Raw genomic sequence first — 13,929 nt, 5'->3', positions numbered from 1 at the left:
TCATCGTCAGGGAATTTTTCCTGAAATTCAAATAACGTCAAACTTTTAAAGCGATTTTCCATACTAACTAGTTTAATTTCAAGTAATTTAAGAAATTTAACTATATTTACCAAGAGCCTAGTTCAATTCTCTAATTGGAAAACCATCACATTCTGGTTCAGGTTTATAAAAATCCGGTAAAGAAAATAAATCATTTTTTCGGATATTATTGAATATGTTTCTAATTTCCAGGGAATCCAAATCTAATTCCGCAACAAGTATACTATCGCCTGAAACTCTTTCTAATTTTTTTGATTTCAAATATATTTTATCTGGATAAGGAAATCCTTCAAAATTAACATCAAAGTTTTTTTCCATATCTATTTTTTTGTTAGTGCATCCAATAACAAAAATCAAAAATACAATTATTGAGACTTTCCTCATATGCGTATCTTTTGTCTTTATTTTTCAGCCGTTATTGATGTTTTCAACATCAACTCCAAGTGGGTATGTAGTTTGTCTCAGCATATTTGAATGTTTTCTCACTTGTGCTGATTAATCCCCACACTGATACAACTAAACCCAATAGAATGAGTAGTAAAACCTATGTCATAAGATTGTTTACAGCTAAACTATTAAGGAAATTTTGTTAGTGAAAACACCATAGCCGTCAGCTTAAGAATTGCTTCGGAGAAGCGAAATGTTTGTAAATTCTTCATAATCAGCGAGTTACAAAGCTTCGTAGAAGCGTAATGTTCCGCTTCTACGAAGCTTAATTATAACCCTTATTGGTTTTTCTACAAACATTAGACCTCTCCGAGGCCGTTAGCCTGACGGCTATGGTGAAAACACCAACAAAGGTGTAATAAATCCGTTTGAACCTTTACGCAAAATCATTATTTTTTATCTTTTAACTTTAACCTTGATAAAAAGAATGCAAACCATAAACCTATAAATATACTTATTGGAACTAAAAGATTTATTATACTATATTCAGCACGAATAGTACGGACAAAAAGCCAAATAATTATAATTGTGCCAACTGTAAGAAACCAAGGCATTAATCTATGCTCAAAAAATAGAAGGTTCCCGAGCTAAGTCAGTATCGTAATCTATCGCATACTGCGTCAATGAGTCTTCTAAATTTTCACAAAAAATCTCAAACTGCTTTGAATTACAGAAAGCACTCAATGCTTTTAGTTTAAATTTATTTCCATTAGCAAGTTTAAATTGCAAGCTTACCCCATTATAGTACAAAATATCATAAGATATAATGTTTTCAAATTTAATAGTAGAACTTTTATTGTCAAATACAAATTCAACGGAATCATCATTTAACTGAGCTGTACCATTTTTTTTGCAAAAAACGCATCAGAATACTCAAATATATAGTTCGTTTCTTTCATTTGCATACTCATTTCTGATAGAATTTTTGATTTTTAAAAACATTATAGACAAATATTTTCAGCCTTCGTTGATGTTTTCAACATCAACTCCAAGTGGGTATGTGGTTTGTTTAAGCAAAATTGATTGTTCTCTCACATGTGCTGAGTAATTCTCCTCCAAATGCAGGTAAAACCAATAGTATAAGTAGTTATACCGTCTGATATAAGAACATTTTAAGGAAATGTCGTTAACAAAAAACACCAGCGACGACATAAAAATAGATGCCTGCCCCAACAAACCGGGACAGGCATCTATTCGTATCAAAAACTTAGCAAAACTACCGCAGCGCTACTCCTTCGGGACGGTTTTTGCGGGTTTTTACTTTTTTCCACACCCAATTGCCAACGGTTTCTCCCAGATGCGTGCCTTCTTCCACGCCATCGCGGTAGTGAATGCCGCCGTACATGCGGCTGTATGAAGCATCCCAATAGGCCTCTTCAAACGATTTAAACGACTTTACGCCATGACCATATTTCTTTTCGGTCGTATCGGTAAAGGCTACATTATCGCCTAAAAGATGCGTAAGTACCGTGCCGCAGGCGGCAGAAATAGAGCTGTGGCCGCTCACATATTCCGGAAACGGCGGTGTTTCCAAGTAAGGCCGCCACTCAGGATCCCAGCCGTTGTTGATGACCGTTTCGGGACGAATCCGCACGCTTTTGTATTTTTCATCCCAACACGAAATGAAGGCATCGTACAACGCAATCGCTCCCAGCGCGTAGGCTTCGGTGGACTCTATCAGGGAGAGTTTTTTGTCTACTGCTACTGTCCGCGTAATCGCCAGCCAATGACCGGGAGGGGTCATTTTTTTGTTGGCAAACATGACATGCCCTACGACGTTGGTCACGAAGGCATTGTCGTCCCAGAAATAAGCCGTTGTGCGCTGATCTTCCGTCAAGTTTTTACCTGTTTCGTACACTTCACGAGTCAGTTTCATAAACTCGCTTTTTTCGTTCAAATCGTAGGGCGCGGGTGGCGGACAGGTAAACTGCCGCACGGAATCAAGCGCAAAAGGCCGCACGGTATTCCACATCGGTTCGCAGGCATCGGCATAGGCCGGCGGCGTGGGCACCCACGTACCGGGATTATTGGTTACGGTATACCGAAAACCCCTGATTTGCTTGTAGTTATCTTTGGATGAATAGTCGATTATATGGTTGGCGATCAGTTCACCGAAGGCAATCGAGCGCTCATAAACGTCTGATGGAATGCCCATTTCTTCATATTTTTTGAAGAGCTCTTTTTCATAATCATCCCACAAATTCCCGGAGAACGTCAGCGTGCGCCCCACCAACGCAAAGGCTTTGGCACTTGCCAAGGGGTAGCAATAGTCTTTTCCGGCTTCGGGTTTTGGCGCCGGACCAAGGTCGTTGAGTTGCCCGCTAAGCGACTGATAGTCGGGATAGCCGGGTGCAAGCGCTTCGTAAGCGGCCAAATACGAATAGCCATAAATGCGGCTGGCGACGGGTGGTTTAAAAATATCGTGAATAATGACGTCGGTCAGATGAATGCCCAACTCATGGAAAATCTGAGGATCAGACGCCGCGGCGTTGTACACCTCAGGAGTCGTAGTTTTCCGGCAGTTTTGCAGGGACGCTGCAAGAGCTATTACTACCAGACTGTATATAATCTTTTTCATGTAACGTACAGATATTGAGTAGAATGCGACCCATTTTATCCACAGAAATATACCATCCGGGATAAACGATTACACTCTTTTTTTATAAAAAATAAATAGATAGAAGAAATCAGGCTCCGACAAGAAACCTGCAAAAAGGGAAGGAATCAGCAGGTAGCTACGTCGGGCGGAGGAGTAAGCGGACCGGGCGTTAGGGAAGAAAAGGAAGCTGAAATCTGCCACGCATGAGAAACCTGTGGGAGCAATTCCCATACAAAAAAAGTAACGTGGTTGCCGACTGACAAATAGTGTTTGAAGGCACTTGAAAAAAGTTTAACGCCTTTTTGCATCGGGCCGTCGGCTTTCGTATCGTGGCCAAACTCCTGCTGAATGCGATCTGCCAGGGCAAAAAACTGTTCGCGTGCGCTCAGGTTTGCCTGCATGAGCGTATACAAGGAATCGTTTTCGTAGCGCTGTTCGACGATATTATAGAAGGCATCGCCGTACCGAATCAGCCCCGAAGGAGCGTCGTTTTGCCAGTTGGTGCCGTAAGGAATCGACAACGGGATTTTTATTTCCACCAACTCGTCGCCCAACTGCTGCGCGGTCGGATTTTCGTGTAATTCCTCAATAAACCACACCGCCATCGACTGCCCAAGCATGTTGAGCAGAAGCAGAAAAAAGAATCCGGTGGCGACGATTTGTTTCACTAAATATTTCTAAAATACAGGATAATTATCCACAAATATAACTGAATTCACAGGAATGGACAACTGACTTGTGTCATCTCAGGTAAATTGTTGAATCAACGATTTAAGCCGATCAGCGCTGTTTAAGAAAAATCATTGGACCGTTGTTTTGCGCGACGATCCAGGTTGTTCCTACCTTTTTAACATCTTTTATTTCGCCCTGTAATTCTACACCTAGCTTTCTTTTTTGCAACGGTTCAAATGTTCCTTTACCCGTACCGGTCAGGAGCAGGCCATGCCCGGCATCCATTTTGCCGATACGAATGCGGGTATTGCGTAAATTTCCTGCTAAAAATATATCTTTCAAACCATCTCCATCAAAATCGTCTACCAGAATGGCCGCTACCGGAAATTGTTGGGCAACGAGAGGTAAAGCTTTGAAAGTTAACGTACCTTTTTCATTAAGGATCAGTCCCGTTTGAAGGTTTGACACCGATCGTTTGTCGGCATTATTCAACTCCTCTTCGCTGAATAATTCGCTGAACGTAGCGCGGGCGTAGGAGGCATAATCCGTAAATTTTTTGCGAAACGGCAGGTATTGTTCCAGGGCTTCGTCGCGTCCGGCCTGCGGATATTCTTTGTCCTGCATGTAGTATGACATAAACGGGTCAACGGTGCCATTGCGGTCAAAATCATTGGCATAGAGCGTCAGCGGCTGTTGTGCAGATACATTTCTGAATGGGTTGTTCAGGCCCCAGTTTCCTGCTACAAAATCGGCATCACCGTCGCCGTCAAGGTCTGCCGATGTTACCCGCAGCCACAGGCCATCGGTGCCGGAAACGATGTTCTTTTGAGTAAAGTCAAACGTACCTTTTTGGTTCAAAATGTAGGTAATCGGCATCCACTCGCCCACCACCAGCAGGTCGGGCCAGCCGTCGCCGTTGATGTCGGCAGTGCAGACATCCGTCACCAGCCCGAGCGGTGCCAACGGTTCCTGCGCGGTGAATCGGCCTTTGCCATTATTAATCAAAAGAAAACTCTCAGCTGCATACGGAAACTCGCCGGGACTTGCGGCACCGCCCACAAAAAGATCCGTGTCGCCGTCCCGGTCGGCATCAAGAGCTACCACGCAGCTGCTCGAACGCAGAAAACCCGGCAAAGAACCCATCGGCGCTTTGGAAAAATGCCCTTTTCCGTCGTTCAGATACAGTCGATCTTCCTGACGAGGATCAAAAGGCGCAAGCTCAAACGAACCACTGACCACGTACAAATCGAAATCGCCGTCGCCGTCAGCATCCAGAAAAACCGCATCCCGATCTTCCAAAGCCTTGTCTTCTTCAAATACGGACTGAGGTAAGAGCACAAATCCGGCATCGGGTTTTTGGATAAATAGTGCGCCCGGTTGTCCGGTAGCGCCTGCCACAAAAAAGTCTTCCCGACCATCGCCATTCACATCGGCTTTGGCCAGGCGAGGGCCTTCGTAGGAATATTGGCGGGGAAGTAAAATTTGGCGGTTAAAATCCACAACGGCATTTTCGCGGTGAAAAAATTCCGGACCGGAAACAAAAGTGAGTACTGATGAAGCATCCGTCAAAAGAATATTTCCGGGCTGACTTGCCGCTTCTATATTCAGAGAAAGTACCTGATTGACCTCCGGATTTTTCAGGATTTGTATCCGTCCATCGGGCCAAAGTACCTGTACCGAATCAATACTTTGGGCGGTGTTCAGACCAAAGTGCAACCGCCCTGCCGACGACGATTCAAACCCGCGGGTGGGGTAATTTTCCAACCACTGAACGACCGAATCGGAGGGATAAAGCGCCACTTTTGCACCCAAATGAACGGCTGAGTGCCCTAACTCCACATCCAGAAAAGTACGTGGATTGGTTTCCTGTTGGGTATTCTTATAAATTCCGGCGGTTTCGTTGGTCGCATTGGTTATTAAATCCAAATCGCCGTCGCCATCCAGATCAGCGTAGGCCGAACCACACGCAATCGCCGGTTTGTCAAATCCCCATTCTTTGGATTTATCGGTAAACGTAAGGTCACCGTTATTTTTAAAAATGAAATGATGCGTTGGGGTAGCGGGCATTTTTGCAAGATGTTTCAGCAACGAACCCGTCCCTCCCTGTTTCATTTTTTCATCGGCATAGTACTTAATGAAGTCGAGGTTGGTATAGTCCCGCACGTAGCCGTTGGAAACAAAAATATCCTTCAACCCATCGTTATCCAGATCAGCCAACAGGCCGCCCCAGCTCCAATCCGTAGCGGCCACGCCGGCCAGCTGACCAATTTCACTGAACGAGGGCTGATGTACCATCCCCTTTTCCTGTTCAGACACGCCCCGATTCAGGTGAAGCATATTGCGCATATTTTGCCAGTGAAAGCCATTTTCCAGCATCGATTGCTGCACGTTCCAGCTGTCGGGCCAGGCCAGGAGCTTTTGCCGCTCGTTGTCTGCGGGCAACATATCCAATGTAAATACGTCCGGCCAGGTATCATTATTCACGTCAGCGATGTCAACACCCATCGTTGAAAACGAGAAATGCCCCATCAGGTCTTTTCCTGCTTCCAGAAAAGTACCATCCCGCTGATTGATGTACACATAATCTTCTTCCACATAATCATTTCCTACAAACAGGTCGGGCCAGCCGTCGTGGTTCAGGTCTGAGACCGCAAGACCCAAACCAAAGCCCAGCGCATTGCTGCGAATGCCCGCCTGCTCACTTACTTCGGTAAATCGAATAGCATTCGGACTATCTTTTGGCGTATCGTTGCGGTACAACTTATCTCCCGCATCGGGGTCACGGGCTGATTTAAGAAATGCAGCTTCCTTGCGGCCGTAGTTGCGCAGGTTGTGGTTCATCACAAACAAATCCAGATCGCCGTCGCGATCATAATCCAGAAAAGCGGCCTGCGTAGAATAGCCCGTATCGGCCAGGCCATAGGCTTCGGCGTGGTCGGTAAAGGTTAGATTTTTATTATTGATAAAAAGCTGATTCTTGCGCTTATCCGCCGGAAGCGGTCCCGAATAACAGACGTAAATATCCAGAAATCCGTCTGCGTTTACGTCAGCGACGGTTACGCCGGTGGCCCAGCCGTCGGTTCGGCCCGCCAATCCGGCCTGTTGCGTGATGTCTTCAAATTGAAAATTTCCCTTGTTCAGATAAAAAGCATTCGCTACCTGATTGCCCGTAAAGTAAAGATCAGGCTTGCCATCGTTATTAAAATCTCCCACGGCCACTCCTCCCCCGTTGTAGTAATATTCATAAGCCAGAATATTCCACTGCTCGCTTTCGGTAAGGCGGTTTTCAAACGTAACGCCGGTTTCTCCCGCTTTGAGCCGCTCAAACAGCGTAGGCTCCTCCGGAGGAGAACATGCCGTAAAATTAATCAGGCAAGCCACAAAAACGAGCAGTACAGAAGTGCGCATAGGGAGTTAGGGCTTGGGCTTAAAAAAGAGCGGCGTGTCGTTGTTCCGAATGACAGCAAAGACAGTTCCCGTTGGCGTACGTACTGCTTTGATATGCCGGATTTCGCCATCGAGCAAAAATCCGGTATCCGTAGGAAGCAGGGTTTTCCATTGACCTTTACCGGCATTTTCCAGAATAAGCCCGTGACTGCCGTCGTAGCGCCCCTGATAGGTACTGACGCTGTAAAAATTTCCGCCCAGAATTATATCCGGTTTTTTGTCTCCATTGATATCCGAAATCTCCACGGCAAAGACCTTGGAAGCCTGCGCCAGAAAAGGAAGCGGATGCACCACAAACTCTCCTTTTCCTTTATTTTCAATCCAAATGCTTTCAAACGTATTGACTTCCCGAAGTTCAGCGGCGTCCAGTTCATTGGATTTAAAGATTTGTTCAATGGTTTTTCCTGAAAAATCACGGTAGTTTGGAAACCGCTGATTGATGTACGGAATGGATTTACTGATCTCGTCTTTCAGCGAAACCGGGTAAAACTTATCTTCCACGCTATATGCCAACAGGTGATCCATTTTGTTAACATTCAGAAAATCACCGGCATACATTCTCAGCTTTCCTCCGGCACCCCGCCTGAACTTAGTGTTCGTACCCATATTGCCCACCACATAGTCATCGTCGCCATCGCCATCGAGATCGGCCTTTTCAATTACCTGCCAAAAACCCGTTCGCTGATTAAGCGACGTTTCCTGTGGAGAAAGTTTCCCTTTTTCATTCTTAAAAACCCGAACGGGCATCCAATCGCCGACAACCAGCAAATCAACGTCCCCATCGCCGTCAAAATCGCTCCAAACGGCATCTGTAACCATCCCTGCTTTGCGCAGTTCGGGGGCGAAAGTGGCAGTACCGTCAGAAAAATTCCCCTTGCCATCGTTGATCAGCAAATACGAATCCGGAATATTCCCGTAGGCATAAGCCGTGACACGTCCTCCTACAAAAAGATCAATATCGCCGTCGTTGTCGTAATCGAAAGGTACTACGCAGCCTTTATTGGCAAACATTGCGGGCAATGCTTTGGCATCCTGTACAAAATTCCCTTTGCCGTCGTTTCGGTACAGACGATCAAGCAAAGCCGGGGCTTCGCCAAAAAACTCATTTCCTCCGCTTACCACGTACAAATCAAGATCTTTGTCGTTGTCTGCATCGAAGAAAATAGCGTCTACGTCTTCATACAGCGTATCGCGCTGCAAGGCCATTTCATTCTTCCGCATCCAGGTTCCACCGGGCTGCTGCAGGTATAGCTGACCGGGCTGTAACTTTGCGCCGCCCAGATACATATCATCCAGCCCATCTCCGTTGACATCTCCAATAGCCATTGCGGGCCCCTCGGTAGACACCTTGAAGGGCATCAGCGGTTCACGGGTAAAATCGTAGTAGGCATTTTCGATGTGTTTATAGTCAAGAAGCGTAGCGGTGCTGATATTCTCAAAAATTGGAGGTTTGGGTTTCCTGAACGAGAAGGAAGTAGTTGCTGCTGTCTGCCGAAAGGTAAGCAGTTGATTTGGTTTTACTGCCGTGCGAATCTCCGCCTTCTGATCAGGCCAAACAACCACTACCGAATCCAGGATTGTAGCCTTACCAACACCAAAAGTAAGGGTTGGTTCTACGGACGACATAAAGCCGCGCGTAGGCATGTTGTGCTGATAGTGCCAGCCTTTGGCTGTTTTTATGTACACCTTGGCCCCTACGCCAAAGGTATTGAGCTGATCGCCTTTGAGGCTAACTTTCAGGTACGAATTAGCCTGTGTGCGGTTGGCCTGATTTTCATAAATTCCGGCCAGTTCGTTAATATTATTCGTGATCAGGTCCAGGTCTCCGTCATTGTCCAGATCGGCATAAAGCGCCCCGTTGGCGTAATTGGCATCGCCAAAACCCCAGTCAAACGAACGGTCGATGTAGGGCAGGCTGTCGGTGCCCTGATAGAGGTAATTGTGCGCCCGCCCATCGGGCATGCGTGAAATCATCTCCCGGTCCAGCGTTTCCCGCCGAACCACCTGCATCGTAACTTCCGGGCTTGATACAAATTTCAGGTATTCGAGATCATTGGGTCGGCGCACGATTCCGTTGGAAACAAAAATATCTTTGATGCCATCGTTATCAAAATCGGCCAGCAAAGGCGACCAACTCCAATCCGTTGCGGCCACGCCCGACATAGCGCCCACATCCACAAACCGCTCACCACCCAAATTTAGCTGCAGGGTATTGCGGGTATATTGGTTATAAAATCCAAACTGTAATTTATACAAATAGACATCCAACGGATCTTCTCCGGCAGTTGCTTTTTCGACGGCCGGGTCTTCGGGGTACATATCTACCGTAAATACATCCAACAGACCATCGTTGTTGAGATCGGCCATATCGTTGCCCATCGAGAATTTGCTCGTATGGCTAAAATGCCTGCGCAGGGCCTCAGTAAATGTTCCGTCCTGATTATTGATGTAGTAATAATCATCTTCATGAAAATCGTTGGCAACATAAATATCATCCCAACCATCGTCGTTGAGGTCGCCTACCGAAATCCCGAGCCCGTAGCCCATGGGAGCGGCATAAATTCCGGCTTTCTCGCTTACGTCCGTAAAGCGTTTGCCGCCTTCGTTTCGGAACAAATAATCGCCCGCTTCGGTGTCGCGGGTTAGGGCACGGGTAGAAACCCGCCCGTAAGAAAGAGAAGTATGTACCGCATGCGTGAGCAGGTATACGTCCAGATCGCCGTCGTGGTCGTAGTCAAAAAAGGCGGCCTGCGTTGAAAAGCCTTCAAAGGCAAGACCAAATTCTTTGGCGCGTTCGGTAAAGGTTCCATCACCGTTATTAATATATAGCTCGTTGCTTCCGGTCAGCCCCTTGTAGTTACTAACAGCACACACGTACAGATCCAGGAAGCCGTCGCCGTTGACATCGGCCATCGTAACGCCCGTCTGCCAGGTGGCTTTTCCGGTAACGCCAGCTTTTTCGGCTACTTCTTCAAACTTAAAATTCCCTTTGTTCAGGTACAGCTTGTTTTTCCCCTGATTGGAAACAAAGTACAGGTCCGTGAGTCCGTCGTTGTTGATATCACCCGCAGACACACCACCCCCGTTATAGAAATAGAGGTAATCAAGAAAACTAAATTCCGGGGTATTGGCTACTTCATTCACAAAGGCAATGCCACTCGAATCAGGATGAAGACGCTTAAATAGAGGTTCGCCCTCCCATTTTTTCTCATCGGAACCTGACTCCTGACAACCAGCCAGAAAAATGGCTGACAGACCGGTCAGGCAAAGCACATGAAGGTATTTTTTCAAAATAATTTTCTGTAACATAGGTTAAATGATTCCTGCGGTTTTTACCAGATACATCGGGTTATCGGGAAGTCTTGGCGGGAAGTAAAAACAGCTGCGCTGCGTCATTATTTTTTGCCAGAACCAGCATTTGCCGGCCATTATTCCCGCGTACCAACGCCATGCGGCGTACCTGCCCACGCACCCGAAAACCGGTTTGTGCAGGCGGCACATGGCTAAACTGATTGCCTCCTTTGGCAAGCAATACCTGCCCATAATTTGAATCGTAACGTCCGATTTCGGGGAGTACATCGAAGAAATTTCCGGTCAGAAACAGATCAGGTTTGCCATCCTGATTATAGTCAAAGGCACTGCTACCAAAAATGGGGGAAAGCTGCGCCTGCTGCGGCAGGGCGGTCAGAGTAAATGAAAAATTGCCGTTATTGATCAGCAAAGAGGTTGTAGAAGTATATACAACTTTCTTTACAACTCCCTGCATTTGTTCGGGGGTAAAAAGCTCGTCAATCGTTTTTCCGGCATATTCTGTATGTTTCACAAACTTCTTCTTGATGACCGGAAGTACTTTCTGAATATCCGATTTCATGACCATCGGGTAGCTTCGACCATCAGCCGCATAGCACGTAATGACCTGTTCAACAGAGCCATTTCGATCAAAATCATTGGTATACAGCTGAGCTGGACGAGATTCGGAAGCCAGCATTTTTGTGTTTTTCCCTAAATTCCCGAGCACAAAATCCATATCTCCATCGCCGTCAATATCCGTTGCCGTAATAGAATTCCACCAGCCATTGCTCTTTATGAGCGTAGGAATGTCATACCGGGTTAGTTTTTTTCCTTTTTCATTTTTATAAATTGTCACGGGCATCCAGTCTCCCACAATCACCAAATCGGGAAACGAATCCTTATCCAAATCTTCCCATCGGGCATCGGTAACCATACCCAAGTCTTTCCATTGTGCAATTTTGCCCTGCGACTGATCCGTAAATGTGCCTTTTCCGCCATTAATCAAAAGCCGACTTGGAGGATCCATTCCGTATTGGCCGGAAATAAGCCGCGTGCCCACGAACAAATCCAGATCGCCATCGCCATCAAAGTCGGCAGCGGTTACGCAGGAGCCATTGTCGAATAGCCGGGGAAGGGCGTTTTCCTGATACGTAAAATTGCCCCGTCCATCATTGAAATACAATCGATCCACCAACACGGGGTTTTCATCCAAAAACTCATTTCCACCTGTTACGACGTACAAATCGAGGTCACCATCGCCATCGGCGTCAAAAAATACAGCGGCTGTTTCTTCAACTGCCGCAGCCTGGGCAAAGCTCTCCTGTTGTGGCGACTGAAAGGTCCCGGCAGTGGTTTGGATAAATAGTTGACTGATTTTCCCGGCAGCAGCTCCAAGATACACATCATCCAGGCCATCGCCATTGACATCGCCCACGGCAAGTGCGGGGCCCTGCGTCGAGTACTTTTGTTTAAGAAGGCCGTCGCGGTAGTAGTCTACAAATTCATTTTCCTGATGCGTAAAATTGAGAGCAGCCTTTGCCGTTATATCCTGAACGGGCAGCGGCTCCACAGAAGGCACAGCTGCTTTCCAGACGCCCGTAGCCTGCCGGATATCAAGGGTAAGCGTACCATCAGCAGCCGGATTTTTAATTAGTTGCTGCCGGTCATCGGGCCAAATCACAAGCAGGGAGTCGATCACAGGATTTGCATTCAGACCAAACACAAGCGTCAGATCACTCGACGACTGAAACCCTCGGTTAGGCATTTGCTGTAAATATTGGATAGAACCTTTCTGATGAATATAAACTTTGGCACCAATGGCATTAGGATTGGCCTTATCGCCTTTCAATTTTACCCGTAAAAAATGTTTTTTGAAGCGCTCCACCGAATGATTTCGATATACGCCCAACTTGTCATTATTGTTGTTCACGATCAAATCCAGGTCGCCGTCGTTATCCAGATCGCCATAGGCGGAGCCGTTGGAAAAGCCGGGCTTTCCAAGTCCCCAGGTTTTGGCAGAATTTTCAAATTCAAGGTTCCCTTTATTTCGGTAGGCGTAATTTGGAATTGGCGTAGAGCTGATCATATCCACAAATTCGCGGTAATCAAACTTCATTCGGCCTTCAATCATCGCCTGAATATTATTTTTGTCGGCCAGAAAAGCAACATAATCCTGATCCGTCAGATTTTTGACGATGCCATTTGCTACAAAAAGATCTTTTTGTCCATCGCTATCCATGTCAAAAATCAACGCTCCCCAGCTCCAATCCGTCGCGTGCACTCCTGCCATTTGTCCGGCTTCGGTAAACGTACCATCGCCGTTGTTGAGGTGTAGCATATTGCGCATGTACTGATGCCAATAATCGCGGTTTTTCTTCAATTCTGTAACCTCATATCCTTCAAATACGGAAGTCGTTTTGAGTCGCACATCGCCTTCGGGCAGCATGTCTGTTACGAAAATATCCAGGTTGCCATCGTTATTGATATCCGCAATGTCGGCACCCATCGACGACAAACTGATGTGGGGCATGTAGTCTACGAGAGATTCCCGAAATGTGCCGTCTTTTTGATTGATGTAGAGATAATCCCGTTCGTAAAAATCATTGGAAATGTAGATATCCAGCCAGTTATCATTATTTACATCACCGATTGTGATGCCCAGGCCAAAGCCAATTAGACTGCCGTATATTCCTGCTTCGCTGCTTACGTCCGTAAAGTGATCGCCATCGTTGCGAAAGAGCTTGTCGCCGCCGAGATTATCGCGCATGTTGCGAAAATTCTGATAAGCCAGCTTGTCAACAGGCGTAAAGCTATTGTTCAGCAGGTACATGTCGAGGTCGCCATCACGGTCAAAGTCAAAGAAGGCGGCGTGAGTCGAAAACCCGCCGTCAACCAATCCGTACTGTACTGCGGATTCTTTGAAGGTGGGGATGCCTTTTTCATTATTTCCCAGATTAATAAACAGTTCATTACCCCGGCTATCGCCCTGAATATTTCCGGCATTGCAAACGTACATATCAAGCAGACCATCGCCATTCACATCGGCAAAAGTGGCACCCGTAGACCAGCCCTTATTGCCCCCAACGCCCGCTTCTTGCGTTACATCTTCAAAATTCCAATCGCCACGATTTAGAAAGAGTTTATTACTTTCAAAGTTAGAGGTCAGGTAAATATCGGCCAGACCGTCGCCGTTCACATCTCCAATAGCTACCCCTCCTCCATTATAGAAGTTGCGGTAGTTAAAAATATTCAATTCTTTTTTATCAAGAATTCTATTTTCAAAATCGAGTCCAGTTTCCTCAGCGGACAAAGTTTCAAAGAGTTGCTTATCGGTAGAACGCTCGCAACCTGCCAAAAACAAAGCGGCGGCGATGATTCCCCGGAAAAAAATACGCATGGGTATTGGGGCTAATGACAAAAACACAAAAGTAAGG

The 13,929-nt window shown here is 46.3% G+C and carries 6 protein-coding genes; all 6 read right to left on the bottom strand.

Annotated features, from left to right (window positions below; translation table 11 throughout):
- Positions 1-117: 117 nt before the first annotated feature.
- Positions 118-357: a hypothetical protein gene (locus tag EZE20_RS22135; protein ID WP_132121867.1), complete on the bottom strand. Its 240-nt coding sequence runs from the start codon at positions 355-357 to the stop codon at positions 118-120.
- A gap of 1,345 nt (positions 358-1,702) precedes the next feature.
- Complete coding sequence (locus EZE20_RS22130) at positions 1,703-3,064, bottom strand: vanadium-dependent haloperoxidase (RefSeq protein ID WP_132121865.1); 1,362 nt, start codon at positions 3,062-3,064, stop codon at positions 1,703-1,705.
- 146 nt (positions 3,065-3,210) lie between these two features.
- Entirely contained in the window at positions 3,211-3,753 is a 543-nt protein-coding gene (locus EZE20_RS22125; protein ID WP_132121863.1) for a hypothetical protein, read from the bottom strand.
- A gap of 112 nt (positions 3,754-3,865) precedes the next feature.
- Positions 3,866-7,165, bottom strand: a complete 3,300-nt coding sequence (locus EZE20_RS22120; RefSeq protein WP_132121861.1) for a VCBS repeat-containing protein — start codon at positions 7,163-7,165, stop codon at positions 3,866-3,868.
- 6 nt (positions 7,166-7,171) lie between these two features.
- Positions 7,172-10,513, bottom strand: coding sequence for a VCBS repeat-containing protein (locus EZE20_RS22115; RefSeq protein ID WP_132121859.1), 3,342 nt, complete (start codon positions 10,511-10,513; stop codon positions 7,172-7,174).
- Between the two features lie 40 nt (positions 10,514-10,553).
- Positions 10,554-13,892: an FG-GAP-like repeat-containing protein gene (locus EZE20_RS22110; RefSeq protein ID WP_132121857.1), complete on the bottom strand. Its 3,339-nt coding sequence runs from the start codon at positions 13,890-13,892 to the stop codon at positions 10,554-10,556.
- Between the last annotated feature and the right edge of the window lie 37 nt (positions 13,893-13,929).

The sequence above is a fragment of the Arundinibacter roseus genome (assembly GCF_004348825.1).
In the GTDB taxonomy this organism is placed as follows: Bacteria; Bacteroidota; Bacteroidia; order Cytophagales; family Spirosomataceae; genus Arundinibacter; species Arundinibacter roseus.
The sequence above is the reverse complement of the archived record's forward strand: the minus strand, read 5'-3'. Positions and strand labels throughout refer to the sequence as shown.

Bases quoted from the DNA above. Each gene is read 5' to 3' on its own strand.
- EZE20_RS22135 (WP_132121867.1), bottom strand. From the start codon at position 357: ATGGAAAAAAACTTTGATGTTAATTTTGAAGGATTTCCTTATCCAGAT.
- EZE20_RS22130 (WP_132121865.1), bottom strand. From the start codon at position 3,064: ATGAAAAAGATTATATACAGTCTGGTAGTAATAGCTCTTGCAGCGTCC.
- EZE20_RS22120 (WP_132121861.1), bottom strand. From the start codon at position 7,165: ATGCGCACTTCTGTACTGCTCGTTTTTGTGGCTTGCCTGATTAATTTT.
- EZE20_RS22115 (WP_132121859.1), bottom strand. From the start codon at position 10,513: ATGTTACAGAAAATTATTTTGAAAAAATACCTTCATGTGCTTTGCCTG.
- EZE20_RS22110 (WP_132121857.1), bottom strand. From the start codon at position 13,892: ATGCGTATTTTTTTCCGGGGAATCATCGCCGCCGCTTTGTTTTTGGCA.